Below are 25,212 nucleotides of genomic sequence, written 5' to 3'. Positions count from 1 at the left end.
GTGGAAGCGCTGCAGGCCGAATACGACGCGCTGGGTTCTGAAATCGCAAATATCATCAAGAGCACCTCGTTCGGCGGTTCGACGCTGTTCAGCGCCGACGGCACGGCTGTGCCGGCCGCGGGCGCGGCTGCCGGTTTGCTGGGCACGGCGGGCGGCATCACGTTCCAGATCGGCGCCAGTGAGAACGAGACGATGGTGGTCGACGGTGAAACCGACCTGGAGGCTCTGTCGACTGCCCTGGATGCGGTGAGCGCGAACTACGCTCTGGCCGCTCCAGCCACCGGCACCGAGCTGACGGACGGCAACACCATCATCACGGACATCAACGACGCCATCGCGGCGGTCGGCACAGTGCGCGCGAAGCTGGGTGCTGCTTCGAACCGCCTCGACCACGTGTACAACAACCTCGGCAACATGATCCAGAACACGACCGCTTCCAAGGGTCGCATCATGGACGTGGACTACGCCCTGGAAACGTCGAACTCGACCAGCAAGCAGTTGCTGTTGCAGGCGGGTACGTCGGCCCTCAAGCAGAGCAGCAGCCTGTCGCAGCTGGTGATGTCTCTGATGCAGTAACAGTGAGCACGCCGCGGGTCCAAAGGACCCGCGGCACTCATTGAAACTGGTTGATTCCTGAATGGGAGGAGCCAACCGTGCGAACGGTTGGCTCCTTTGTAGGCGCGCCTATCTGGGGACGATATGGCAGTGGTGGAAAGAGTCGCCGCGATTGTTCAACCGCGAGTGATACAACAACAACGCAGCAGCGAGCGCAAGCCGCTGCCGACACCCGGTGAAACTCTGCTGCTGACGCTGGCCGATGCCGCCGGCGACGATCTGCTCGTGACCATGGCCAATGGCACGGAGCTGCGCCTGGTGGGATTGAACCGACTGAGCGGGGCCATGCGGCCCGGCGATACGTTATTGATGCAGGTCCTGGCGACCGAGCCGCACCTGGAGCTGGGCTTCCGCGAGGCGCCCAGTTCGAATGCCTCCAACGGCAACTCCTCACCGCCGCTGACTCAATTCAGAGCGATGCAATTGGATCAGGCCGTGCTGAAACAGATCGCGTGGCAGCTGCCCGATCCAGCAGCGCTGGCCACTGCGTGGCGCGCGCTTGCGCAAGAGCATTGGACTCGCCAGCCCGGAGAACCCTGGTCACGTCTCGCAGGAGAACAGTGGACCCGTCCACCTGGGGAACAATGGGCGCCGCCGACAGGCGAGCAGCGAGGCCGCGCGGCAGGAGAACAGTGGACACCTCCGCCCGGAGAGCAGTGGACGCGGTCGAGAGGAGAGCCCGGAGCCCGTCCGGCAGGAGAACCCTGGAAATCTTCAACCGGCGAGCAGTGGACTCGTCCGGCGACGGAGCCTTGGCCACGCGCACAGGATCTCGCAGGCGTCGATTCGCCGGGGGCGCGTGCGGGTACAGGTGCGTTGTTCCGTGAGCCGGCGTTCATGGCCAATCCCGCCGGCAATGAGCGATGGATATTGCCGGTCTACGCCTGGGCCGGAATGCAGTTGATGTTACGTCTGGTCGTTGCGATCGATCGAGCGCGTCGCAAGCCGGCACGTCGCGGTTTGCCGTTGGCGTTGCAGCTCGGGCTGTCGCCACCGACGTTGGGCGGCATCGTGCTGCACGTTCAATCCTCGGACGACGATGTGGAATTGGTCGTGGCCTGCGAGCAGCGTCCAAGCCTGCTCGCGATTCAGCAGGCGCTGCCGAGCGTCGCTTCGGCACTGAGTCGTGCCGGTCTGCGATTACGACGAGCCCAGGTTACGCAGGGCAACGCTGTGCTCAGCGTCGTGAACGAAAACTCATCGAGCATGCTGCCGCCGCATCTCGACGTCGAGCTGCCGTCGGCGGCATTGTTTCGAGCGGCGGCCGAAGCGGCGATCGTGATCCTGCAGCTGCGGCCGCGAGCAGACGTTAGCCCAGCGACCCGATGATGCTGATGTCCCGATGCTCCGGAATCTCGTTATACGAAAGCACCGCTAGCCCAGGAGCAAACAACCGGGCGTAGCGTGCGAGCAGCGGGCGAATCTGCGGCATCACGAGCAACAGCGGCGGCACCCCTTGCTGCTTCATCTGCTCGCGCATCACCGGCATGTTGGTCTGCAGTTGCGACAGCAGATTCGGATCGACCGGGTAGTTGTCCAGCGCGACCTTGCCCGATTGCGTCGCTTGATTGAGCGAGCCGAGCAGCATGTTTTCGAGCTCGCCGGTGAGGTTGAACGCCCGCATTTGCGGCGACTTGCCGAGGATCGAGCTCACGATCTGCCGGCGCAGGGCACAGCGGACCTCGGCGGCGAGCAGGATGGGATCCTTGGTCGTCTCCGAGCTTTCCAGCAACGTGGTCGCGATGGGCACGATGTCCTTCAACGACACGTTCTCCGCCAGCAGCAGCCGGAACACTTTCAACAGCTGGCTGTGAGTGAGCGCCTTCTCGACCGCCGCCGACAGCTTCGGCGACATCGCCCCCAGACGTTCGAGCAGGGCGGGCACGTCTTCGTGACGAATCAGCTCCGACAGATGCTCGCGCACCAGCTTGGAAACGTGAGTCGCAATCACACTGGCGCCATCGACGACTTGATAGCCCAGGCCCAGTGCATTGGCGCGCTCGGAGGGAGAGATCCAGATGACGGGCATGCCATAGGCGGGCTCGACGCCGGGAATGCCGTCGATAGCGCCGTAGACCTGCGCCGACGCGATCGCCATCAGCTTGTCCGACTGTATCTCGGCTTCGGCGATCACGCTGCCATTCAACAGGACGGAATATTGAGTCGGCGGCAGAGTGAGATCGTCGCGCACGCCAATCGGCGGCAATAACAGACCCATCGACTCGCTCATCTGTTGACGGATGCCTTTGAGCCGGCCATCGAGCGGTGCGCCTTGGCCGCGATCGATCAGACTCACGAGCTTGTAGCCCACGCTGACCGAGAGCGGCTCGACGAACGGCAGGCTGCGCCAATCCAGTTCCGGCGCCGGCTGCGCAATGATCGCCGCTTCGGTCGCCGCATTTGCATCGGGGGCTTCGGCGGCATGCTTGGTCATGCGCCAGGCGGCAAACGCCAGCACGGCTGCGAATGCAAGGAACGTCAGCCACGGCATGCCGGGGATCAAACCCAGCACCAGCATCATTGCGGACGCGCCCCACAGCACGCTCGGCGACGCGAGCATCTGCGAACCGACCTGCTGCTCGAAATCACCCGAGTCGCTGATGCGCGTGACGATGATGGCCGCGGCGGCCGACAGCAGCAGCGCCGGAATCTGCGCGACCAGGCCGTCGCCGATGGTGAGCAGGGCGTACAGCTTGAACGCCTCGCCGAACGACAGGCCGTGCATGATGGAGCCGATCAGTACGCCGCCGACCATGTTGATCAACAGGATCAGGATGCCGGCGATGGCGTCGCCGCGCACGAACTTCGACGCACCGTCCATTGCGCCATAGAAGTCCGCTTCCATCGCGACTTCGCGGCGACGCTGCTGAGCCTTCTCCTGATTGATCAGCCCGGCGTTCAAATCCGCGTCGATGGCCATCTGCTTGCCGGGCAACGCGTCGAGGGTGAAGCGCGCCGACACTTCGGAGATGCGCTCGGCGCCCTTGGTGACGACAGCGAAGTTGATGATCATCAGAATGATGAACACCACCAGGCCGACGACGAAGTTGCCGCCGATCACTACATGACCGAACGCCTCGATGACGCTACCGGCCGCATGCGTGCCTTCATGACCATGCAGCAGCACGACGCGCGTCGAGGCGACGTTGAGCGCCAGTCGCATCAACGTAGTGGCCAGGATGATGGTCGGGAAGATGCTGAAGTCCAGCGGCCGCCGGCTCGTGACGCTCACCAGCACCACGATCAGCGCCAGCACGATGTTGAACGTGAACAACACGTCCAGCAGCACCGGCGGCAGCGGCAAGATGATCATTGCCAGCAGCGCCATCAGGAACACCGGCACCGCCGCGCGATGCTGGCGGAGCGAGCGAACGGTGCGACTCAGGAAACTATCAGGAGCGGCGCTCATGTCCGGCTACCCCTCGAAACGTGGAAATGAAAGATCGCTGGGCAACGCCGGCAACACATTGCGGCGGCCCTTGCGGAATGCCTGGATCTGCAGCACATACGCCAGCACGCTGGCGACGGCTTCGTACAACGCCGCCGGAATCTGCTGATTCACCTGGCTGGTGTTGTAAATGGCGCGCGCCAGCGGCGGCAGCGTCACGACTTCGACGTCGTGCTCGATGGCCACAGCCTTGATGAACAGCGCCATCTCATCGACGCCCTTGGCGATGACGAATGGCGCTTGCGCACGCTTCTCGTCGTACTTCACGGCGACGGCGTAGTGCTCTGGGTTCACGATCACCACATCCGCGGTCGGCACGGCCTTGCGAACCGCGCCGCGCGACATCTTTTGCTGGATCTGGCGAATGCGCTGCTTGATTTCCGGCCGGCCCTCCTGAGTCTTGTGCTCTTCCTTGACCTCGCGCTTGGTCATGCGTTGCTCGCGCATGAAAACGAAGGTCTGAACGGGCAGGTCGATGATGGCGAAGATGATGAACACGGCGCACAGCGCCATGACACCGCCGAGCATCAGATCCGCACCGCCCTTGATCGCATCGGGCAGAGAGAGCGTCTGCAACTGCAAATAATCGGTGACGCTGCCGCGGGTGATCCAATACAAGGTTGCGATCAGCACCGTGGCCTTGAGCATCGAGGCCAGCGTCTCCAGCAAATGGCGCTGCGCGAACATGCGCTTGAAGTAGGAGAGGGGATTGAGCTTGTCGAAGCGTGGCTTCAGCGGCGTCAAGCTCATCACGAAGCCGCCCGGAAACAGCGAGCCGATGGCGATCAGCAACGGCAGGATCAACAGCGGCGCCAGCATCTTGAATAGCAGCACGATGCTGGCGGAGAACAGCGTCGAGTTCGCATTCTCCAGATCGCCGGGCTGGGGCATCGGCACGAAACTGCGCGCGAACAGATCGCGGAAGTCCTCCAAGTAACCCGGCATCAGGAAAACCGTCAGCTGCAGGCACAGGAAGATGCCGATCGCCGTGGTCCAGTCGCGCGAGCGCGCAACCTGGCCCTGCTCGCGGGATTTGCGGAGCTTTTGGGCTGATGCCTTTTCACTTTTATCGTCTTGCGAGGGTTCGGCCATGGCGTCACCCGGTCTTCAGGCGCAACAGCTCGAGCACCTGCTGCGTCAGTCGCAAATAGTGGCCGGGCACCACTCGCGCCAGGTAACCCAGCATGAACAGCCCGAAGATGATGATGGCCGAGAAGCCCAGTGAGTACAGGTTCAGTGCCGGCGCGATCCGGTTCAACAGGCCGAAGCCCATTTGCACGACCAGAGTGGAGAACACGATCGGGATGGCGAGCAGCAACGCGGCCGAGAAAACCCAGGCGACGTTGTAGGCGACATCACGCAAGGTGTCGATGTCCAGCGGCCCACCCACCGGCCAGGTGTGGAAGCTGGCGCCGATGACCTGCGCGAGCACCAGATGGCCGTCGATGGCGAAGAACACCATCACGCACAGCAGATAAATGAGCGTTGCGATCACGTCGGAGGAGGTGCCGGTCATGGGATCGTTCATGACGGCCATCGACAAGCCCATCTGCGACGACACCACGAAGCCCAGCATCTGCATCACCGCCATCGTCAGATGAAAGGCGAGGCCGAGCCCGAAGCCGATCAGCGCCTGATTCGCCGTCATGACCAGCGCCTGCAACGACAGCGGATCGATCGGTGTCACCGGCTGAGCGACGGGAATGAAGATCACCGCGAGCACGACTGAAAGCAGCACGCGCACGGTAATCGGCACCATGTTCTCGCCGATGATGGGCGCCGCGTTGAGCATGCCGAGCACGCGGCAGAACGGCCACCACACTGCGCTCAGCAGATTGGGAAGTTGCTGAAGGAGCACCGCTTCCATGGCAGCTTGTCTCAGCCGCCAGCCAGCTGCGCCGCGCCTCTGAACACGGCGACGCAGAAGTCCATCAGTTGCGCCGCCATCCAGTGACCGGTCAAGGCGACGGCCAGCAGCGTCACCAGCAAGCGAGGCAGGAAGCTCAGCGTCTGTTCGTTGATCTGGGTCGCGGCCTGGAACAAGCCGATGACCAGGCCGACCAGCATGCCGGGCACGACCAGCACGCAAACCAGCAGCATCGTCAAGCGCAGCGCGGAGCTGACCAGATCGGCGGCGATATCGGCATTCATCTGCGGGTCCGTCTCGCTAATAGGCCTGAATACTGCCGACCAGCGTCTGCACCGTCAGCGTCCAGCCATCCACCAGCACGAACAGCAGCAGCTTCAACGGCAGCGAGATGACCAGCGGCGAGAGCATCATCATGCCCATGGCCATGAGCACCGAGGACACGACCAGGTCGATGATCAGGAACGGCACGAACAGCATGCAGCCGATCTGGAACGCGGTCTTGAGCTCGCTGAGCACGAACGCCGACAGTTTCACCAGGAAGCCATGCTGCGTCGGATCGGTGATATGAGCTTCGCCGGCGAGCTGCGCCATCTGCGTCAGCGCACCTTTATGAGTCTGCGCCAGCATGAAGCGCGACAACGGCGCCTCGGCGTTCTTGAGCGCCTGTTGAAAGGTGATCTGCTCGTTGTCGAACGGCACCAGCGCTTCGGTGTAGATCTGCTCGCCGACCGGGCGCATCACCAGCAGCGTCAGGATCAGCGCGACGCCGGTGACGATCCGGTTCGGCAGACCTTGCTGCAGACCGAGCGCCTGACGCAGCAACGCCAGGATGATCACGAAGCGCGTGAAGCACGTCATCATCAGCGCCAGAATGGGCAGCAGCCCAAGCAGCGTCATGATGATCAGGACTTGCGTCTTGACCGTGAACTCGGTGGTGTTGCCGGTGTCGCTGGTGCCGATGATCTCGATCGGCGCCGCGCCCACCGCCGAACACAGGCCGAGCAGCAGCGCGGCCGCTGCGATCAGGCGCGGCCACTTCCAGCGCAGGAGGGCCTGCGCTTGCGGGTAGATCATGACGCGAGCGAATCCAGATTCAGATCGCTGAGCTCGACCACTTTGAGGCCGTAATTCTCGCCGCTGACGACCACTTCGGCGCGGCCGATCGCGGTGCCGTTGACCTTGATGATCAGCGGCTCGCCGGCGAGCGTGTCCAGTTCGATGACGCTGCTGCGCTCGATTTCGGCCAGATCCTGCAGGGACAGCTTCGCGGAGCCGACCTCGAGCGTCAGCGTCACCGGGATCCGGCGCATCATGGCGGCGAAGTTGCGCTTGGCCGGCGCAGGCGCGGCCGGAGCGGCTGCGACGCCTTCGTCTTCGAGCACATCTTCGAGGTCAGCCAGCAAATTGTCGTCGGCAGGATTCGATGCGGTATTCACGGTATTTTCAATCCTAGGATTCAATCTACATCGGCTAACGTAGTGAGACACAGCTTGCCGTGGTGTTCGGCGACGCTGGCGGTAAAGAGGCGCGAGTCGCCGATCAACACATCGGCATCTCCCACGCTGATCGGCAAAACGTCCCCCAGTCGTAGATCGAGCAGTGTCCCCAGCGACACTTCCTTCTCCAGCAACCGAGCCTGCAAAGTCAGCTGCAGGCGGGCTGGAAACGGCTTCGTGGCCGTCATCTGTTTTTGTCTCGAGCGCTCTCGGTTTGGCGCCAGCGCCTGTAACAGGCGATTCATCCAGACCGCGGAAATCTTCAGCAGCAAATCCCCGCCGACGTTGCAGCGGGTTTCGCTGAGCGTGAGTCGCAGCAGCCACTCGCCGTCGCTCGCGCCTTGCAAGCTGGCTTCGGCGAACGTGACTGGAGCAGGCGTCTCGACCGGTGCGCGTTGCACGGATTCGATCCGGCGCACGGCGAGCTCGATCAGTTGTTGACCCAACATGGTGCCGAGCCGCTCTTCGGTCGCAGTCTCGGGCTCATCGATCGTTGCAGCGGACGGCGGCGCGACGCTGTCAGTCGCTGCACTGGTTTCGGGCATCACCGATCCATAGCGATAACGCAGCAGGCACAACAGCAACGGCCGCTCGATTGCAAAGTGAATACGTCCGTCATCCACGCCGTAGCTCAACCAGCGTTGCGAGTCCGCCGGAGCCGCGACGAAGGAGATTGCATCGATCTGGAAGCTCGCTTTGTAGCGACGATTGATTCGTGCTCGCAGGAAATCGGCGAAATCGTCGCGCAATTGATTCGCGAAGCCGCCGAGCAAGTGAACCGGACGACCCATGGTGCGCGGGTCGATGACTGTATGCGCGCGGACGTTTGGCTGTTTACTCGTCATCGCGGCCACGTCCACCTCTTCGTCGTCGTCAGGAAAAAAATGAATCGAGGCGGTTATCGCGTGCGCGTGCGAAATTCTTTAGTAGGCAAACCACTAAGCGGTGGGCTCTTGTGATTCACGTCACGAGACGGCCGCGCCGATTTAATGCCGGAGACAGTCTGGCCGCTAATCGCCCGTTGCAGGCGCAATAGTGTCTGCGATTTGCGCGCTGTGTGACGCGCTCATGTTTGGTCTGATCCCATGGCTCAGGGTTGGTCGTAAACATGCGCGCTCGGATGCGCTGAATTTGCTCGGGAAAGTGTGCGTCGTGTAGCAGAAGGGCGGACGCGCGCTTAACTCGGATGAAGACGGCGTCGATGCTACGGATGGCTCAACGCACTGCGGCGATCTTGAGCGACCACGACGACGAAAGGATCAAGCGATGCCCGTAACGCAGTTTTCACAAAGCCCCATGGCTGCAGCGATAGAAGCAGTGCAATCGCGCATCGCCGATGACGCGGCATCTCTGCGGCAAGCGGCGCCACTGCCCGCTGCAGCCGACGATCAATTTCAACCCGTCGCTGGCTTCGGTTCGTTCTTCGAGCGAGCCGTGCACAATGTCGATGCACTGGATCGCGCCGCCGGCGAAAAAATGGCGGCAGTCGATGCCGGTCGCAGCGACGACCTGGTCGGCGCGATGCTGGCCAGCCAACAAGCGAGTCTGTCGTTTTCCATGCTGATGCAGGCCCGAAACAAGATCGTCGGCGCCATGGAAGATCTGATCAAGCTGCCGTTGTAAGGCTCCCGTGACCAATACGTTGAAAGCAACCGTGGCCAGATTCTGGCCGCGTAGTGGGGCTGCGAGCGCGCCTGACGGCAACGCGAGCACTCCAATCGAATGGTCCGCGATGTTGCGCGGCCTGATGCCGCTGGTATTGCTGGCGACCGTCATCACCGCCGTGGTGTTGATGTTCGCCTGGCGCGACCAGTCATCTTATAAGCCCCTGTTCGGTGCGCGCGAGAAGGTCGCAGCCGCCGACATGATGACGGTGCTCGATGGCGCCGGCATTCCGTATCGCATTCATCCCGACACCGGCCAGGTGCTCGTGCCGTCCGAGCGGCTCGGTGAAGTGCGCATGCTGCTCGCGTCGAAGGGTGTGGTTGCGCAATTGCCGGCTGGCCTCGAGCTCATGGATCGCAGCGATCCGCTCGGCGTCAGCCAGTTCGTGCAGGACGTGCGCTTCCGCCGCGGTCTGGAAGGCGAGCTCTCCCAGAGCATCATGACCATCGACGCCGTCGATTCGGCGCGCGTGCATATCGCGATCGCGAAGTCGTCGTCGTTCGTCGTCAATACCGCCGAGCCGAGCTCGGCATCGGTCGTGCTCGGCCTGAAGCCGGGCCGCAAGCTGTCCAACGAGCAGATCGCCGCCATCGTGAAGATGGTCGCGAGCAGCACCACCGGGCTCGATCCCGCCAACGTCACGCTCGTGGATCAGTCGGGCAATCTGTTGTCGGCTCGGGTCGATCTCAGCGAAGGCTTCGAGGCGACGCAGGTCAACGACGCGGCCGGTCATTATCGCGATGAGACGCTGCGCAGCGCCGAGAATCTGCTCGCGCCGATCGTTGGCGGCGACAACTTCAAGCTCAGCGTCACCGCCGATGTCGATAACGACAAGGTGCAGGAAACGCTCGAGCAGTATGGCGACACGCCCAAAGTCACCAGTGAATCGACGCGTGCCGAGCAGGATACGGATCCGCTGGCGCTCGGCGTGCCGGGCTCGCTCAGCAACCGGCCTGTCGATGTCGGCGCGAATGCGCAGGACGGTCAGGAGAGCAGCACACAGCGCAACGCCGCGACCCGGCAGTTCGCGTACGACCGGAGCGTCACTCAGATTCAGCGCAGCCGTGGCCGCCTGAAGAAACTGAGCGTTGCTGTCGTGCTCAACGATGCGGCCGCGCCGAGCGGCACCGCATGGACGGAGCCGCAGCTGGCGAACATCGACAAGATCCTCCGCAGCGGTCTTGGTATCGACACTGCCCGCGGCGACAGCTTGGTTGTTTCTTCGCTGGGCTTCCCGAAGCCAGCCGCTGCGCCGGTGTGGTGGCAGCAGCCCGATCGCGTGATGGATATCGGTGCGTACGTTGCGTACGCCTTGGCGGCTTTGTTCGCTTATCTGCTCATCGCTCGACCGCTACTGCGCATGGCCAAGCAGCGCTTGGAGTTGCCGGCGCCGACGGTGCAGCAGATCGAAGCGACGCCGGTGCCAGCAGCTGCGGCTGCGAGCGCCACTGCGGCGCCGGCTCTGCCGGCCGCGAACGTCAACAAGGGACCGATCCCGGTCGGTCCGCTCCTGGAAGATTACGACCTGCCGCCGCCGGGCTCGCCGGTCGATGTGATGGTCGATCATTTGCGCGCGCTGGCGGCCAAGGAGCCGGAGCGTGTCGCTGAAGTCGTGAAGCAGTGGGTGCAGAAGAATGTCCGACGCGAGTAATGCAGTCGCTCAAGTGGCCGCTTCGCCGTTGGAGCAGGCCGCCATCGTGTTGTTGAGCATGGGCGAAGAGCCGGCCGCGGCCGTGCTTCGCTGCCTGTCGCGCGAAGAGCTGCTCGAAGTGACGCAAGTGATGTCGCGCATCAGCGGCATCAAAGTCGAAGCGGTGAAGACCTCGCTGCAACGTTTCTTCGATGAGTACCGCCAGCAAAGCGGCGTGCACGGTGCGTCTCGTTCCTACCTGAAGCGCTCGCTGGATCTGGCGCTCGGCTCCGATATCGCCGACAGCGTCTTGAACAGCATTTACGGCGACGCCATCCGCCCGAAGCTTGCGCGGCTGCAGTGGGCCTCGCCGAAGTGGCTTGCCGAGCGCATCAGTCTGGAACACGTGCGCATGCAGACGGTGTTCCTCGCCTTCCTGCCGCCCGCACTTGCGGGACAGGTCATCGGCGCGCTGCCGGCCGGCACGCGCGATCTGGTGCTGGTGAATCTCGCGCGCTTGAACGAAGTCGATCACGAGTTGCTGGTCGAGTTGGATGAATTGGTCGAGCGTTGTCTGGCGAGCCTCGGCTTGCAGAGCACGAGCGTCGCCGGTGTCCGCCAGGTCGCCGAGATCCTCAATCGCTTGCCGGACAACCGCGCCAAGATGGTCGAAGTGCTGCGCAGTCACGATGCCGAAGTGGTCGCCGAGATCGAGCGCAGCATGTACGACTTCTTCATTCTGTCGCGCCAGACCGAACCGACGCTGCTGCGAATCATGGAAGATGTGCCGGTCGAACAGTGGGCCATCGCGCTCAAGGGCGCCGAGCCCGCCGTGCGCGACTCCATCATCAGGGCGATGCCGCGTCGTCAGGCGCAAAGCTTCGAAGAAACCATGCGTCGCAGCGGTCCGTTGTCGCGCAGCCGGGTCGAGCAGGCGCGCAACGAAATCATGGCGCAGGTCAAAGCGCTCGCCGATGCCGGTGAGATCGAAGTGCAGCTGTTCGCAGAGGCGGTGTTGGAATGAGCCGCGTCTGGCGCTCGCATCGGTTCACTGCGCTCGCGCAGCTGGCGGACCCGAACGCCTGGGCCGGGCCCGGCGCCGTCCCGTCGCAAGTCACATCGGCCATGCACGATGGTTATCAGCGTGGCATGGAGCGCGGTTACCGCGAAGGTCATGAAGCCGGCATGCGCAGTGGCATGGACACCGGTCGTGGCGAAGGTCGCGAAGAGGGCAGGCAGCAGGGCCTGGAAGCAGGCAAGCAAGAAGCGCTGGCACGTTTCGAGCGGCTGGCCGGTCCCGTCAACGAGATCGTCGAAGCGTTGAAACAGATGCAGGCCGACTATCAGACGGCCATGCGCAAGGAAGTCATCGAGCTGGTGGCGAAAGTGGCCCGGCAGGTGATCCGCAAAGAAATCCAGATGGCGCCCACACAGCTGCTCGCGCTGGTCGATGAGGCGCTCTCGACCATGCCGCGCGTCGCCGACAACGAAGTCGTGGTCTATCTGAATCCCGAAGACCTCGAACGTATCATCGAGCTCGAGCCCACGCAGGCCGAACGTTGGAACCTGTGGGCGGACGACAAACTCGAGCCGGGCGAATGCCGCGTGAAAGCGGGCAATCGCGAAGCGGACGCGGGCTGCAGCCAGCGCCTGGCCGCGTGCATGGAGCAGATCGAAGAGCAGCTGTTGCCGCACCAGGATGAGCAGGTGGCCGCATGATCGGCGCCGCCTTACGCAACCTCGAGTTGGAGTCGGTGCCGATCGCGACACCGACCGGCCGGCTCGTCGGCGCATCCGGGCTGCTGCTGGAAAGCCGCGGCTGCCCGCTGAGCACGGGCCAGCGCTGCAGCGTCGAAACGGGCAACGGCGACTGGATCGACGCGCAGGTCGTGGGCTTCCGCGAAGATGTTTCTTATTTGATGCCCTTCAAACGACCGGAAGGCCTCGCTACCGGCGCACGCGTGCTGCCGCAGACCGACCGCGATGTTCTGCGCATCGGGCCGTCGTGGTTGGGTCGCATCGTCAACGGCTTGGGAGAGCCCGTCGACAGTCGCGGCCGCTTGGGCGGCGAGCATGTGCTCGACATGCAGCCGCCGCGAGTGAATCCGCTCAAGAAGAAACCGGTGAAGGACGCGCTCGATGTGGGTGTGCGCGCCATCAACGGCATTCTGACCCTTGGCAAGGGACAGCGGGTCGGCTTGATGGCCGGCAGCGGCGTTGGCAAAAGCGTGCTGCTCGGCTTGATCACCCGACAGACTGTGGCGGATATCGTCGTCGTCGGCTTGATCGGCGAGCGCGGCCGCGAGGTGCGCGAGTTCATCGATCTTTCGCTCGGCGAAGCCGGCATGAAGCGCGCGATTGTCGTGGTCGCTCCAGCCGATGAATCGCCGCTCATGCGACTGCGCGCGACCGAGTTGTGTCATTCGATCGCGGCGCACTTTCGCGATCAGGGCAAAGACGTTCTGTTACTGGTCGATTCGTTGACCCGCTATGCGATGGCGCGTCGTGAAGTCGCCCTTGCCTTGGGTGAACCTCCGGCTACTCGTGGCTACCCTCCATCGGTTTTCAGTCTGCTCCCGCAACTGGTCGAAACCGCCGGCAACGGCGAGCGCGAGGAGGGCAGCATGAGCGCGATCTACACCGTGCTCGCGGAAGGCGACGACCAGCAAGATCCGGTCGTCGATACCGCGCGCGCCATTCTCGATGGCCACATCGTGCTGACTCGTCAGCTCGCCGAGCGCGGTCATTACCCGGCCATCGATATTTCACAATCGATCAGCCGTTGCATGGCGCTGGTGGCGACTCATCAGCATCAACGCGCCGCGCGTTCGCTGCTCGCGATGGTTGCAAAGCACGCGCAGGTCCGCGATTTGTTGCCGCTCGGCGCGTATGTGCCTGGCGCCGATCCAGCGACCGACAAAGCGGTCGAGCTGTATCCGAAGATCGAAGCATTCCTGCATCAGGGCACGCGTGAAGCGGCGCCGCTGACGCAGACCATCGCAGCACTCGAAGGTTTGATGGCATGAGCGAACGTCAGCGGTTGCGCTCCCTGGGTCGCCTGGTCGACCTGCAAAGTCGCAAGGTCGATCGCCTCAGCGCCGATGTCGCGGAGAAGCGTGCGACGCGCGAGCGCTTTCTGCGCAATCTTTCGACGCTGGAAAAGCTGGCTCACAGCAGCGGCCCCATCGGGGGATCGCCGGTGCTCGCCATGAATCGTGCCGGTTACAAACAGGCGATGCTGAGAATGGCTGCTACTCACCGCTTGGATTTGACATTGCACGAGTCGCAGCTCGCCTTGTCACAACGCGAGTTGGTCGACGCGGCTCGCCGTCACGAAGCCCTGGACCAGGTCCTGCAGCGTGAGCACTCGACTGTGCGTCACGTCACAAAGGTGAAGGAGCAGAAACATCAGGACGAGCTGGCGTCGCAGGTCTGGTGGCGCAACAAGTAATTATTTTCAACGACGAATTTAATTTCCTCGCGGTTCCTGTCGCCTATTGACGACTGCAGGACTCCGCTCCGAGGAAGACGACGATGGCTACACTCGATCCAGTTACCACAGCGACGCAGCTGGCAACCGCGTACACGCAGCCGCTGCAGACGCAGATCACGACCCAGACGCAGAATGCGCAGAAGGAGTCGACCGCGCTCAACACGCTGCGCTCGGCGTTGAGTGCGTTCGATAGCGCCTTGTCGTCGCTCTCTTCCAGCAAAGGCTTGAAGCAGTTTACTGCTGCCTTCAACACCGCTGGCATCGCCACCGCGACCACGACGTCGAAGGCGCAGGCCGGCAGCTATCAGTTCCACGTCGAGCAGCTCGCGACGGCGCACCAGCTCGTGTTCGAGGATCTGCCCGCCGTGCCTGTGGCGCTGGGCGGACCGATCACCGTGCAGCTGCAAGACGGCAGCTCGTTCAATGTGAACCTGGTGGCCGCGGACTCCGATTCCGACGGCACGATCTCGCAATCCGAGATCGCACGCGCCATCAACCAGGCCAACGACAATCAGGGCAAGGTGGTTGCGTCGGTGGTCACCAGCGGCGGCCAGACGCAGCTGCTGCTGAGCTCGAGCAAGACGGGCGAAGGCGGCGAAATCACCATCGATGCCAGCGGTCTGCCGGCAGGCGCGCTGCAGGATGCGTTCAACAATTCGCGCGAGCTCACGGCCGCTCAGGATGCGGTGGTGTGGCTCGGCGGGCAGGGCGGCGTCCGTATGCAGCAGGCGTCGAACACGTTCACCAGCATCGAAGGCGTGAGCCTCACGTTCACGCGCGCCATGACAGCGACCGAAGCGCCGCTGACCTTGACCGTCAGTGACGATGCCGCCGGTACGGCGGGCAAGGTCGAAGAATTCGTCAAAGCCTACAACACGCTGCGTACCGCCCTCGACTCGCTCACCAAAGCCGGCGGCGAGAACTCCACCGGCGGCGTGTTCGCCTCCGATGCGGGTATTCGCGCCTTGAGCAGCAAGCTCAACAGCCTGCTGCGCGCTGAATACGACGGCGTGAGCCTGACGCAGCTGGGCGTGAAGGGCGATCGCAACGGCCAGTTGTCGCTGGACAAGGATCGCCTGGAAAAAGCGCTGCTGGCCGATCCGGCCGCGCTCGACAAGGTGTTCGGCAGCGCCAGCGTTTCCGCGCCCACCGGTTTGTTGGGCGGCATGAGCAAGTATCTGGATCAGTGGCTCACCAGCGGCAGCGGCCAGATCGCCAGTCGCCAGAACAGCATCCAGATCCAGCAAAAGAATCTTTCGGCGCGTCAGACGCGCCTCGATGCCCAATACGACAGCTACTACCAGCGCTACCTGCAGCAGTTCACGCAACTGGCGACCTTGCAGGCGCAGATGGAGCATACGTCGGGCTTGTTCGCGCAAGTGAGCATGGGCTCATAAGACTGGCGCGACCTCCAAGGAGCAAATCAGATCGTGAATCACGAAGCCTACCGCAGCTATCACAACGTCAACCTGGGTGCGCAGGTGGCGCATGCCTCGCCAGTGAAGCTGGTGCTGCTGTTGACCGACGGCCTGCTCGAGGAGCTGGTCCGTGCCCGCGCGCACATCGAAGCGCGCCGTTACGAGTTGAAGGCTCGCAGCCTCGACCGTTGCGTCGACATGCTGAACGGCCTGTCGAGCGCGCTGGACATCGAGAAGGGCGGTGAAGTGTCCGAGAATCTGAGCCGGCTCTATGACTATTGCGCCGAGCGCTTGTATCGCGCCGGCGTCAGTCTCGATCCGGCCATCATCGACGAAGTGTCCGGTCTGCTGACGACGCTGCGTCGTGGCTGGCAGGGCATGCAGCAGCGCCTGGGTTGATGCCATGGATCGATACGCACAACTCATGAGCATTGCTCGCAACCTGCTGAGCGCTTCCCAGCGCGGCGACTGGACGCTGCTAGAGAGCGTCGATCGGCAGCTCGCCGAGCTGTTGACCCGCCGCACCGAGTGGGGCCAGTGGTCGCAGCAGGAAATGATGGCGCTCGCCGCCGTACAGCGAGCCCATGAGCAGGCGCGCGAACGCTGCGTCTCCGAAACGCAGGCCATGCAGACGCGACTCGGTCAGATGCGCGAGCACAAGACCGGCTGGCTGGCTTATGCGATGAATGGCGAAGTTGCCGAGGAACGGCCATGACCGGTATTGCATTCGGCGCCGCCCTGGTCAGCACTGATGCTCCTGTTACGGGTGCACAACCTGGGTTGCCGCTGTTGCCGGTCGGTCAGGCGCCTGGCGTGCAGATGCCTGCGCTGCTGCCGGTGACGCCGATTCGCTTCGGCGAACAGCTGCGTCAGTCGTTGGCTGCCGATGCACTCGCGACGTTGAATCTCGCTCCGCGCGTAGCAGATCAGCCGAACTTCGATGAGGCACTTGTCGAGCAATCGGAAGAGACAACGGAAGACGCGGCGACGACCGACACGCTCGCGACATTCCCCAGCCTGATTACTTTCACTCAGCCGGTGACCGTGCCGCTCGAGTACGCGCAGCGTTCGACGAACTTTGCGCGTCAGCCGCAGTTGCAGAGTCAGCTGCCGGTCGCGCCGGTGTCGCAGCCGACGCAGGCGGCCGGTCCGCGCGAGCAAACATTGTTGAATGTCCTGGCCGCTGTTCCGGAAACATCGGCGCTGGGCGCGCTTACGATCAATACGCCGGCGTTCTCGCTGGCGACCAAAGGCACAACGCTCACCGAAAGTCAGTCGACGCTTCCTGTAACGCAGCTCGCGTCGTTGACCAACGCCGGATTGGCTCAGGCGCTCGTTGAAGGGTTCAACCAGCAGCCTGGCGTGTTGGCGCCGGTCTCTGCACAGCAGCCCGCACAGTCGCTGACCACGCAGCGCTCGGCCTTGGAGGTCGCGTTGGGCGACCGGTTGCAGTTGCAGATCACTCAGCGCAGCGAGCACGCCGTCATTCGCCTGGATCCGCCCTCCATGGGCACGATCGAAATCGTGATTCAGCGCGAAGCCGGCAACATCCAGGTGCATCTGCGCGCCAGTAACGCCGAAGTGGCCCGACAGCTGCACGGCATCGGCGACTCGCTGCGACAGGATCTGATTCATCGTCAGAACGGCGATGTGTCCGTACATGTTTCGGATAGCTCGCGCGAGCAGCACGCCAGCCAGCAGCAGGGACAGCGCCAGTCTCAAGCACAGCGCGAAGCCCCGGGCCGCGCGCTGTCGGAATCGAACGAAGAGTCAGCCAAGACATTCACGCTCGCGGTGGATGAGGAGCGTGGCGCATGAGTTTCGGGAAGATCGTAGCCGCGCTGCTGGGAGTGACGGTGCTGGCGCTGGGCCTCGGCGCCGGTGCGACCTGGTGGTTCATGAAAGGTGGGGCCGCCATCGCGACGGCCGACGCTGCCTCCGTGCCGCAAGAGGAAGAGCCCGAGATCGACGATCGCGTCTTCAAATACGTGAGTCTGGAGAAAGTGATCGTCATGTTGCGGGGGATGGAAGGCGAGCCGGCGCCGCATTACCTCGCGCTCGATCTGGTGTTCAAGACGCCCGAGGAAGAGGAAAAGATCGCGCGGGAACAGCTGCCGCTGCTGCGTAGTGTCGCCGTCAAAGAGCTGTCGACGCTAACCATGGATCGCGCCGGCAAGATGACCGTGGAAGAGCTGACGGCGCAGATGAACAAGGCTTTCGCGGACCGCTACGCGAAGGACCGCGCCGAGCGTCCGTTCGTGGATGTGATGATCGGCAAGCTCATTGTCGAATAGTTGTTTGAAGTCAACGATGCAAGCTGGATACGCAATAGCAGATGAGTTCGTCGCCGCGCCGTTGAGCGCCGCCGACGAGCAGCGTTTGCTGGTGAGCTTCGCGCCGCTGGTGAAGCGAGTGGTCAAGCAGCTGGAGCTGCAGACCGGCGGCGGCGTCGATCGCGAGGACTTGCAGCAGATCGGTTTGATGGGGCTGCTGGACGCGTTGCGTCGCTACGGCACGCCCGATGAGAAGTTCGCCGCTTATGCGTCGGTGCGTGTGCGGGGGGCGATTCTCGATGAGCTGCGCCGGCAGGACTGGCGGCCGCGCACCGTGCGTCAGGAAACGCACAAGATGCGCGATGGCGTCCGTGAGCTGGCGAGAAAGCTGGGCCGTGAGCCGACGGCCGCCGAAACGCAGCAGGCGCTGGGGCTGACGGTCGAGCAATACCAGGAATATCAGCTGGCGCAGAGCGCCGAGCAGTTGGCGAATTTCGACGAGTTGTTACAGCAGCTCACCGAGCAGTCGGGCGACCGCCGGCATTCGCCGGAGTCGCATCTGCTGCTCCAACGCAGCATCGAGCAGGCGCTGCGTCGTTTGAACGATCGCGAGCAGCGCGTCGTGCAGCTGTATTACGAGTTCGACTTGAGTTTGAAAGAGATTGCCCGCGTGTTGGACCTGACCGAGGCGAGGGTGTGCCAGATCAACAAGCTGGCGTTGAAGAAGTTACGGGAGCTGCTGCAGTAGCAGCGAGGATATATCGATGCAATCGCTAGTTGGCATTGCCACCATTCTGCTGTGTGTGTTCGGCGGCTTCATGCTGCACGGTGGCGACCTGGGCGTCATCTGGCAGCCGGTGGAGCTGGTCATCATCATTGGCGCCGGCGCCGGCACGATCATCCTCGGCAACCCGCGGCATGTGTTGAGCGAGATGTGGCTGCAGGTGAAGGAAGTGCTGGGCCGTCGCAAGGACGGTCAGGAGTTCCAGCGCCAGTTGCTGCTGCTCATGTACGAACTGCTGCAGACGGCCGCGGGCGGTCTGAAGGCGCTCGATGCGCACGTCGAAGCGCCGCACGAGAGCGAGCTGTTCAAGCGCTATCCGATGATCCTGCACGAGCCGAAGCTGCTGCACTTCATCGTCGACAACTTCCGTCTGATGGCCATGGGCAAGATCAGCGCGCATGAGCTGGAAGGCGTGCTGGAGCAGGAGATCGAAGCGATTCACGAAGAAATGGCGCAGCCGGCGAAGTCGCTGAGCAAGGTCGGCGACGCCATGCCCGGCTTCGGCATTCTGGCCGCGGTGCTCGGCATCGTGATGGCGATGAAGTCGGTCGCCAGTGGCGCCGACACGGGTGAAGTTGCGGTGGCCGTAGCGGCCGCGATGGTCGGCACGTTCATCGGCATCTTCATGTGCTACGGCGTGCTCGATCCGATTTCCAACCGTATGCGTCAGCTGGTCGACGACGAGCGCCAGGCGCTCGACTCGGTCAAGGTCGTGCTCATCACTCACGTGGCCGGCAAGCCGCCGTTGCTTGCAATCGACGCGGGCCGTCGCCTGGTGCAGTTGAATACCAAGCCGAGCTTCGCGCGTCTGGAAGGCTGGATCGACAAGCTGAACAATGGCGACGAAGACGCCGAAGAGCCGGCCACGCCGCGGCGTCGCAAGGGAGACTTACGTGCTCAACAAGCTTGATAAAGGTCAGCAGACCATCGTCAAGCGTGTCTCGCGCGGTCATGGCGACGAGGGGCACGGCGGCGCGGCTTGGAAAGTCGCGTTCGCGGACTTCTGCCTGGCGTTGCTGTCGCTGTTCCTGGTGATGTGGCTGATGGCCTCGCGCCAGGCCGAACACATGGAAGATCTGTTGAAAGCGGCCGGTGGCACGCTGGTCGACGAAGGTCGCGGCCGCATGTCCATGTCGATGGGTGGGCCGCGCGGCAGTCTGATCGATCGCAATCCGTTGCCGAGCGATGGCGATACGCTGTCCAAGCGCGCCGCCAACACTGGCGAGAGCGAACCGGCCGGCCCGGGTGAGGGCTTGCGCCTGTCGAAGGCTCACTATGAATCGCATGCCGACATGCTCGAACTCTCCGAGGTGCTCAAGGCGCTCGGTGCGGAAGTCGGTCTGTCGAGCAACATTCGCACGATCATCACTCCGTATGGCCTGCGCGTGCTGATGCACGATACGGACAAGCAGGGCATGTTCCAGGTCGGCAGCTCGTCGCCGAACGAGCGCTTCCGTCGCTTGCTGAAGAAGCTCGGCCCGGTGTTCAAGCTGATCGACAATCAGCTGCTGATCGTCGGTCACACCGACTCGTTGCAGTACGCCGACCGGAGCTACACCGCGTTCTCGAACTGGACGTTGTCGAGCGAGCGCGCGATGGCTGCGCGCAGCTATTTGCTCGCGGGCGGCATGCCGACCAAGAGCGTTCTGCAGGTGGTTGGCCAGGCCGACACCGCGCCGATCAATCCTGACAACACGGCGGCATCGGAAAACCGTCGTATCGAACTGCTCATTCTCACTCGCGGCCAGGCGCACAGCATCGCGCAGATGTTCGGTTCGCCCACGGACACCATGCCGCTGCTCGGCGATGACGTGAGCACCAGCCTGCCCGACAGCGCCGCTCTGGAAGAGCTGCGTGGCCAGCTGCACAACAGGGACATGTAGTCATGCGTACCAAGTCTCGAGGATCCAACATGAAGGTTGTTCCGGGCTCCGCCGCCACGCCGGTCGCGGGCATTGCCCCAGCCGCTGAAATCCGCACACCCGCGACGACTGCGCCAAGCGCGACATCGAAGCTGCAATCGAGCGTGTTGCAGCCCGCGATGGCTGCGATGAACGAGATGCCCGACATCGATCAGGAGAAGGTCTCGGCACTGAAGGCGGCATTGGAGCGCGGTGAGCTGCCGTTCAATCCAACCAAGCTCGCGGCCCTGATCGAGCGTTATCACCGGAGCGGCAGATGACCGCGCGCGAGGCGCTCGGCCGTCTGATCAAAGGCGTGCACGCCGATCTCGGCGACTATGGCACGCTGCGCGAGCTGCTGGATGCGCAGTTCGAAGCTGCGCTCAAACATCGCTCGGCTGTGATCACCGACGTCGCCGATCGCATCTCGGCGCTGACTGCGCAGTTGGAGAAGCGTCGGCTCGAGCGTGTCGCGCTCGCCAAGGTGCTCGCTGGCAAGCAGGGCAACGTGACAATTGCCGCAGTATCCGCGCGATTGCCCGCCAACGCGCGTCCGGCGTTCGACGAATGGTGGCAGGCGCTCGAGAAGCTGGTTCAAGAGTGCAAGCGCCTGAATCAGCGCAACTGCGACCTGCTGATGAATCAGCACGAGATCCTGCAGCGAGTGCTGCAGACGGACGCCGGCGGAACGTATGCGCCGGCCTGAAGACTATCGAGTCCCTTCCGAAGAAATATCGAGCGGCTCGACCACGTCGGGCCCGATCACACGCGCTCGTATCACGGCGCCGTTCGTCGAATTCTTGACGGAAATGACTTCGCCGCGCTTGCCCGATTGCATGGCTTCCGCGGCTACGTGCACTTCGACGCCGGCATTGCGCGCGACGATGGTGACTTTCGAGTTGCGCTTCACCAGCACGCTCTCATTCAACCAGCGGCGATCGGCGAGTTGCCCGGCGCGCATGGCGCGTCGACTGGTTTTGCCGGCGACATCGTCGATGTCGGCGACAGCGCCGGGCGTGGCCGTCACATCGCGATGCTCGCGTTTCAACGCCGATGCATCGATGGGCACGCCCGCTTTTTGGTCGTGCGCGAAAACGACCACGTCGGCAGCAATGGTTGCTCGCACCACGACCGTGCGCTTCTCGCCACTGCATATCGCCGCGAAGCGCATGCGTGACGGTTGTCTGACGTCGATTGTTTCTATGCGCGCATCGTCCGGACACCCACCGAGATTCCCTGTACTCAATTTGAGCTTAAGTTGTGGCTCGGCCAAGCCGATGGATTCGGCGTATCGATTTAGGTGTTCTCGTGCGACTCGTTCGACTGCGCTCTCCAGCGCGCTTGCCGACCAAGCACTGGATGCGAGCAGCGGCAACAGCAGTAACGAGTAGCACGACGTTTCGAACGGTTTCATAGCAGACATCATGGCCATCAACTTCGACAAAGCTCTGGGCATTCACGCCGACGCCCTGCGCCTGCGCGCCGAGCGCACTAAAGTCCTGGCGTCGAATCTCGCGAACGAGAGCACGCCCGGCTATCAGGCGCGCGACATCGACTTCGCCGCCAGCCTGGCTCGCGCTACGGCGGCGAGCGAAGAGGGCGGCCTCGCGCTCGATACCGGTGCGCCCGAGACGATGTATCGCGTGCCCAATCACCCCTCGGTCGACGGCAACACCGTCGAGCTGGGCGTGGAGCAGGCCGCATTCTCGCAGAATGCCTCCGACTTCCAAACCTCCCTGACCTTCATCGGCATGAAGCTGCGCGGTCTGGCCAAGGCAATCGAAGGTTGAGGCGAGGGATAAAGCATGTCATTCCGGGATATCGCCAACATCGCGGGCTCCGCGATGAACGCACAGAGTGTGCGTCTCAATACCATCGCCAGCAATCTGGCAAATGCGGATACCGCGGCCAGCTCGGAGGCCGAGGCGTATCGCGCTCGCAAGCCGGTGTTCGCCGCCGTGTTCGAGCGTAACGCCACCGACGAAGCGCTGGCAGGCGCGAAGGTTCAGGTGCTCGATGTAGTTCAGAGCACCGAGCCAGTGCGCGAGTCGTACGAGCCGGACAATCCGCTCGCGAACGCCGAGGGCGTGGTGTTCTATCCCAATGTGAATTCCGTCGCCGAGATGACCGACATGATGGCGGCCTCGCGCGCCTTCGAGACCAACGTCGAAGTGATGAGCCGGATCAAGTCCATGCAGACGGCGCTGTTGCGGCTGGGTGAGGAGTAATCATGACCATCGGCACCAACGGCGTCGATTCGAACGCGAATGCAACCGGCGCGTCCAACTCGATCGCGGCCAATGGCGATATGACGCAGCTGTTCACCAAGCTGCTGATCGCGCAGATCAAGAACCAGAACCCGCTCGAGCCCACCGATCCGAGCCAGTTCGTGAGCCAGCTGACGCAGCTGTCGCAGGTCGAGTCCATGCAGCAGATGGTCGCGCAGACCAATGCCAGCGCCTCGATGCTCCAGAGCATGCAGGTGATGGCGCTCGGCGCTCAGGTCGGCTCGAACGTGACCGCAGTGACCGATCGAGTCGTGCTCGGCGAGGACGTGGTTTCCGGCCGCTTCTCGCTCGAGTCCAGCAGCACTTCGGTCACCGTCGTGCTGGAGAATGCCGAGGGCCAGCAGCACCGTATCCAGCTTGGCACGCACAAGCCCGGCGCAGTGGATTTCCAGATCGATCCGGAAGCGCTGGGTCTTGCGCCCGGCTCGTATTCCATCCGCGTGGAGACGCCGACCAAGGAAACGCCCGCCATCGAAGTGCAGGGCACCTTGCAGAGCGTGCGCATCTCCGCGACCGAGGGCGCGGTGCTCCAGGTCAGCAACCTGGGCAGCATCGGCGCCAGCGCCATCACGGCCTTCAACGGCCGGCCTCAATAAGTTTCACTTTCAGGAGCGCCCATGAGCTTCAACATTGCACTGTCCGGCATCAACGCCATCAACACCGAGTTGGATGCCATCAGTAACAACATTGCCAACGCCGGCACGTACGGTTTCAAATCCAGCCGCGCGAACTTCGCGGCGATGTATGCGGGCTCGCAGGCGATGGGCACCGAGGCCTCGTCGCTGACCCAGAGCATCGACATCGGCGGCGGCGTGCTCACCACCGGCCGCAGTCTCGATGCTTCCTTGCAGGGCCGCGGTTTCTTCGTCACGCGCGATACTTCAGGCGCCGAGGTCTACACGCGCGTCGGCATCTTCTCCGTCGACAAAGAAGGTTATCTCTCTGACAGCTTCGGTCGTCGCGTGCAGGGCTATGCCGCTCTCGATAACAGCACGGCGCTCGGTGCATTCGGCGATCTGCGAGTGCCGACCGGCCAGATTCCCGCGCAGGCCAGCACGACGCTGAACTACGTCGGCAACCTCTCAGCCGACTGGACCACGCCGACCGTGGCGCCGTTCGATCCGACCGATCCGCAGTCGTTCAACGGCTCGATGGTGTCGGTCGTGTATGACTCGCTGGGTGTTCAGCACAGCGTGACTCAGTATTTCGTGAAGACCGGCACCAACCAGGTGACTGTCCACTACACCACCGATGGCACGGCCGTGCCGACGACCACGGTGCTCGATTTCAACACCAACGGTCAGCTCACGGCGCCGGCCGGCACCGTGGCGCTCGCACTCGGTACGCCCACCGGTGCGGCTGCGCTCAATCTGGATGTGAGCTACGCCGGCACCACGCAGTCGGCGGGCGAAGCGACCACGACGACCAACGCCAGCAACGGTTACGCCGCCGGCACGTATCTCGGCCTGCAGCTCGCTGAAGATGGCGGCGTGATGGCTCAGTACAGCAACGGCGAGAAACAGCGCATCGGCACGCTTGCCGTCGCGACGTTCCCGGCCGAAGGCGCGCTGATTCAGGTCAGCGACACGGCCTGGACGACTTCGAGCGCGTCGGGCATGCCGTTGTACTCCACGCCGGGCGTCGGCATGGCCGGCGGATTGACGCCGGGCACGCTCGAGCAGTCGAACGTCGATATGACGTCGCAGCTGGTGCAGCTGATGAACTCGCAGCGTAATTATCAGGCCAACTCCAAAGTCATCGCGGCCCAGAACGAGATGATGCAGTCGCTGATGCAGGCGATCTGATGGACGCGTTGATCTTTACATTGATGAGCGGCGCCGAGCGCAGCATGCGCGCTCAGCAGATCCACGCCAACAATCTCGCCAATCTCGAGACCGGCGGCTTTCGCGCCGACCTGGAGCTGGCGACCAGCAAGGCGGTGAACACGGGCTACGGTTACGACGCCCGTCACATGAGTCAGCTGCAGGCGAACTCGGTGGCCTCGCGGGAAGGGGTGTTGCGCCAGACGGGGCAGGACCTCGATGTCGCCGTCTCCGGTCAAGGCTATTTCGCCGTTCAGTTCGGCGAGGGCGAGGCGTACACGCGCGCGGGTCACTTCGTCGTCGATCAGGACGGGCAGCTGATGCTCGATGGTCGTGCCGTCCTCGGCGATGGCGGCCCGATCGTTCTGCCGCAGTTCTCGCGGGTGCAGATTGCGAGCGACGGTGTGATTTCGATCGAGGCCCCCGGGTCGACCGAGATGCAGGAGGTCGATCGCCTGCGTCTGGTGAAGCCGGATGCGGCCGAAGTGACGAAGAATCCCGCGGGCTT

General features: G+C 63.3%; 31 protein-coding genes. 23 read left to right on the top strand and 8 right to left on the bottom strand.

From position 1 onward, the window contains the following. Both GYH35_RS10930 and GYH35_RS10925 read left to right on the top strand, forming a co-directional pair. The coding region (locus GYH35_RS10930) for a flagellin (RefSeq protein ID WP_268894924.1) at nucleotides 1–576 on the top strand (576 nt) is incomplete at its 5' end. A 123-nt stretch (nucleotides 577–699) separates the two neighbouring features. Further along, nucleotides 700–1,944, top strand: coding sequence for a hypothetical protein (locus GYH35_RS10925; protein WP_161815985.1), 1,245 nt, complete (start codon nucleotides 700–702; stop codon nucleotides 1,942–1,944). Here the strand turns inward: GYH35_RS10925 and GYH35_RS10920 are convergent. The 7 genes from GYH35_RS10920 to GYH35_RS10890 are packed head-to-tail and all read right to left on the bottom strand — an operon-like array spanning nucleotide 1,925 to nucleotide 8,274. After that, entirely contained in the window at nucleotides 1,925–4,024 is a 2,100-nt protein-coding gene (locus GYH35_RS10920) for a flagellar biosynthesis protein FlhA (RefSeq protein WP_161815984.1), read from the bottom strand. The genes GYH35_RS10925 and GYH35_RS10920 overlap by 20 nt on opposite strands. A 6-nt stretch (nucleotides 4,025–4,030) precedes the next feature. Further along, nucleotides 4,031–5,155 (bottom strand): EscU/YscU/HrcU family type III secretion system export apparatus switch protein, encoded by a 1,125-nt coding sequence (locus tag GYH35_RS10915; RefSeq protein ID WP_161815983.1) that lies wholly within the window; start codon nucleotides 5,153–5,155, stop codon nucleotides 4,031–4,033. 4 nt (nucleotides 5,156–5,159) lie between these two features. Beyond that, a complete protein-coding gene (fliR, locus tag GYH35_RS10910) occupies nucleotides 5,160–5,930 on the bottom strand; it encodes a flagellar biosynthetic protein FliR (RefSeq protein WP_161828376.1) in 771 nt (256 codons plus the stop codon). Nucleotides 5,931–5,941: 11 nt separating this feature from the next. Next, on the bottom strand, nucleotides 5,942–6,214 hold the full coding sequence (gene fliQ, locus GYH35_RS10905; RefSeq protein WP_129649235.1) for a flagellar biosynthesis protein FliQ: 273 nt from the start codon (nucleotides 6,212–6,214) through the stop codon (nucleotides 5,942–5,944). A gap of 16 nt (nucleotides 6,215–6,230) precedes the next feature. Beyond that, nucleotides 6,231–7,007, bottom strand: coding sequence for a flagellar type III secretion system pore protein FliP (gene fliP / locus GYH35_RS10900; RefSeq protein ID WP_161815981.1), 777 nt, complete (start codon nucleotides 7,005–7,007; stop codon nucleotides 6,231–6,233). Beyond that, on the bottom strand, nucleotides 7,004–7,369 hold the full coding sequence (locus GYH35_RS10895; RefSeq protein ID WP_161815980.1) for a FliM/FliN family flagellar motor switch protein: 366 nt from the start codon (nucleotides 7,367–7,369) through the stop codon (nucleotides 7,004–7,006). Before GYH35_RS10895 ends, fliP begins: the two co-directional genes overlap by 4 nt. A gap of 20 nt (nucleotides 7,370–7,389) precedes the next feature. Further along, nucleotides 7,390–8,274 carry a FliM/FliN family flagellar motor switch protein gene (locus tag GYH35_RS10890; protein ID WP_161828375.1) on the bottom strand — a complete coding sequence of 295 codons (885 nt, stop codon included), beginning with the start codon at nucleotides 8,272–8,274 and terminating at the stop codon, nucleotides 7,390–7,392. A gap of 451 nt (nucleotides 8,275–8,725) precedes the next feature. Here GYH35_RS10890 and GYH35_RS10885 point away from each other — a divergent pair, with 451 nt between their 5' ends. From GYH35_RS10885 to flgN, 16 genes are all read left to right on the top strand, one after another. Then, complete coding sequence (locus GYH35_RS10885) at nucleotides 8,726–9,052, top strand: flagellar hook-basal body complex protein FliE (RefSeq protein ID WP_161828374.1); 327 nt, start codon at nucleotides 8,726–8,728, stop codon at nucleotides 9,050–9,052. Between the two features lie 109 nt (nucleotides 9,053–9,161). Beyond that, nucleotides 9,162–10,745, top strand: a complete 1,584-nt coding sequence (fliF, locus tag GYH35_RS10880; RefSeq protein WP_161816016.1) for a flagellar basal-body MS-ring/collar protein FliF — start codon at nucleotides 9,162–9,164, stop codon at nucleotides 10,743–10,745. Further along, entirely contained in the window at nucleotides 10,729–11,748 is a 1,020-nt protein-coding gene (locus GYH35_RS10875; protein ID WP_161815977.1) for a flagellar motor switch protein FliG, read from the top strand. The genes fliF and GYH35_RS10875 overlap by 17 nt, the downstream gene beginning before the upstream one ends. Next, nucleotides 11,745–12,443, top strand: a complete 699-nt coding sequence (fliH, locus tag GYH35_RS10870) for a flagellar assembly protein FliH (RefSeq protein WP_161815976.1) — start codon at nucleotides 11,745–11,747, stop codon at nucleotides 12,441–12,443. Before GYH35_RS10875 ends, fliH begins: the two co-directional genes overlap by 4 nt. Then, on the top strand, nucleotides 12,440–13,750 hold the full coding sequence (gene fliI, locus GYH35_RS10865) for a flagellar protein export ATPase FliI (RefSeq protein ID WP_161815975.1): 1,311 nt from the start codon (nucleotides 12,440–12,442) through the stop codon (nucleotides 13,748–13,750). The genes fliH and fliI overlap by 4 nt, the downstream gene beginning before the upstream one ends. After that, complete coding sequence (locus GYH35_RS10860; protein WP_161815974.1) at nucleotides 13,747–14,175, top strand: flagellar FliJ family protein; 429 nt, start codon at nucleotides 13,747–13,749, stop codon at nucleotides 14,173–14,175. The genes fliI and GYH35_RS10860 overlap by 4 nt, the downstream gene beginning before the upstream one ends. 83 nt (nucleotides 14,176–14,258) lie before the next feature. Continuing rightward, on the top strand, nucleotides 14,259–15,614 hold the full coding sequence (fliD, locus tag GYH35_RS10855; RefSeq protein WP_161828373.1) for a flagellar filament capping protein FliD: 1,356 nt from the start codon (nucleotides 14,259–14,261) through the stop codon (nucleotides 15,612–15,614). A 30-nt stretch (nucleotides 15,615–15,644) separates the two neighbouring features. Further along, the gene (fliS, locus tag GYH35_RS10850) at nucleotides 15,645–16,034 is read left to right on the top strand and encodes a flagellar export chaperone FliS (RefSeq protein WP_161816015.1); all 390 of its coding nucleotides are present in this window, start codon (nucleotides 15,645–15,647) and stop codon (nucleotides 16,032–16,034) included. Nucleotides 16,035–16,038: 4 nt separating this feature from the next. After that, nucleotides 16,039–16,350: a hypothetical protein gene (locus tag GYH35_RS10845; RefSeq protein ID WP_161828372.1), complete on the top strand. Its 312-nt coding sequence runs from the start codon at nucleotides 16,039–16,041 to the stop codon at nucleotides 16,348–16,350. Continuing rightward, on the top strand, nucleotides 16,347–17,453 hold the full coding sequence (locus tag GYH35_RS10840; protein WP_202624228.1) for a flagellar hook-length control protein FliK: 1,107 nt from the start codon (nucleotides 16,347–16,349) through the stop codon (nucleotides 17,451–17,453). The genes GYH35_RS10845 and GYH35_RS10840 overlap by 4 nt, the downstream gene beginning before the upstream one ends. Beyond that, nucleotides 17,450–17,929 carry a flagellar basal body-associated FliL family protein gene (locus GYH35_RS10835; protein WP_161815970.1) on the top strand — a complete coding sequence of 160 codons (480 nt, stop codon included), beginning with the start codon at nucleotides 17,450–17,452 and terminating at the stop codon, nucleotides 17,927–17,929. Before GYH35_RS10840 ends, GYH35_RS10835 begins: the two co-directional genes overlap by 4 nt. 16 nt (nucleotides 17,930–17,945) lie before the next feature. Then, nucleotides 17,946–18,656, top strand: coding sequence for a FliA/WhiG family RNA polymerase sigma factor (locus GYH35_RS10830; protein ID WP_161815969.1), 711 nt, complete (start codon nucleotides 17,946–17,948; stop codon nucleotides 18,654–18,656). A gap of 16 nt (nucleotides 18,657–18,672) precedes the next feature. Continuing rightward, complete coding sequence (gene motA / locus GYH35_RS10825) at nucleotides 18,673–19,602, top strand: flagellar motor stator protein MotA (protein WP_161815968.1); 930 nt, start codon at nucleotides 18,673–18,675, stop codon at nucleotides 19,600–19,602. Beyond that, nucleotides 19,586–20,575: an OmpA family protein gene (locus tag GYH35_RS10820; RefSeq protein WP_202624227.1), complete on the top strand. Its 990-nt coding sequence runs from the start codon at nucleotides 19,586–19,588 to the stop codon at nucleotides 20,573–20,575. Before motA ends, GYH35_RS10820 begins: the two co-directional genes overlap by 17 nt. 29 nt (nucleotides 20,576–20,604) lie before the next feature. Further along, nucleotides 20,605–20,874, top strand: a complete 270-nt coding sequence (gene flgM, locus GYH35_RS10815) for a flagellar biosynthesis anti-sigma factor FlgM (RefSeq protein WP_161828371.1) — start codon at nucleotides 20,605–20,607, stop codon at nucleotides 20,872–20,874. Beyond that, on the top strand, nucleotides 20,871–21,299 hold the full coding sequence (flgN, locus tag GYH35_RS10810) for a flagellar export chaperone FlgN (RefSeq protein ID WP_161815965.1): 429 nt from the start codon (nucleotides 20,871–20,873) through the stop codon (nucleotides 21,297–21,299). The genes flgM and flgN overlap by 4 nt, the downstream gene beginning before the upstream one ends. Before the next feature lie 3 nt (nucleotides 21,300–21,302). Here flgN and flgA read toward each other — a convergent pair whose 3' ends face one another. Next, nucleotides 21,303–22,007: a flagellar basal body P-ring formation chaperone FlgA gene (gene flgA / locus GYH35_RS10805; RefSeq protein WP_161828370.1), complete on the bottom strand. Its 705-nt coding sequence runs from the start codon at nucleotides 22,005–22,007 to the stop codon at nucleotides 21,303–21,305. Between the two features lie 10 nt (nucleotides 22,008–22,017). Here flgA and flgB point away from each other — a divergent pair, with 10 nt between their 5' ends. From flgB to GYH35_RS10780, 5 genes are all read left to right on the top strand, one after another. Then, a complete protein-coding gene (gene flgB, locus GYH35_RS10800; RefSeq protein ID WP_161815963.1) occupies nucleotides 22,018–22,383 on the top strand; it encodes a flagellar basal body rod protein FlgB in 366 nt (121 codons plus the stop codon). 15 nt (nucleotides 22,384–22,398) lie between these two features. Beyond that, nucleotides 22,399–22,821 (top strand): flagellar basal body rod protein FlgC, encoded by a 423-nt coding sequence (flgC, locus tag GYH35_RS10795; RefSeq protein ID WP_161815962.1) that lies wholly within the window; start codon nucleotides 22,399–22,401, stop codon nucleotides 22,819–22,821. Nucleotides 22,822–22,823: 2 nt separating this feature from the next. After that, nucleotides 22,824–23,477 (top strand): flagellar hook capping FlgD N-terminal domain-containing protein, encoded by a 654-nt coding sequence (locus GYH35_RS10790; protein WP_161815961.1) that lies wholly within the window; start codon nucleotides 22,824–22,826, stop codon nucleotides 23,475–23,477. Nucleotides 23,478–23,498: 21 nt separating this feature from the next. Further along, nucleotides 23,499–24,686, top strand: a complete 1,188-nt coding sequence (locus GYH35_RS10785) for a flagellar hook protein FlgE (protein WP_161828369.1) — start codon at nucleotides 23,499–23,501, stop codon at nucleotides 24,684–24,686. After that, nucleotides 24,686–25,212 (top strand): flagellar hook-basal body complex protein (locus GYH35_RS10780; protein ID WP_202624226.1); only part of this gene is annotated, 527 nt, incomplete at its 3' end. The genes GYH35_RS10785 and GYH35_RS10780, both read left to right, overlap by 1 nt.

Origin of the sequence: Steroidobacter agaridevorans, assembly GCF_009932555.1 — a bacterium.
GTDB classification, from domain to species: Bacteria; Pseudomonadota; Gammaproteobacteria; order Steroidobacterales; family Steroidobacteraceae; genus Steroidobacter; species Steroidobacter agaridevorans.
This window is presented reverse-complemented; position numbering and strand designations above follow the sequence as displayed.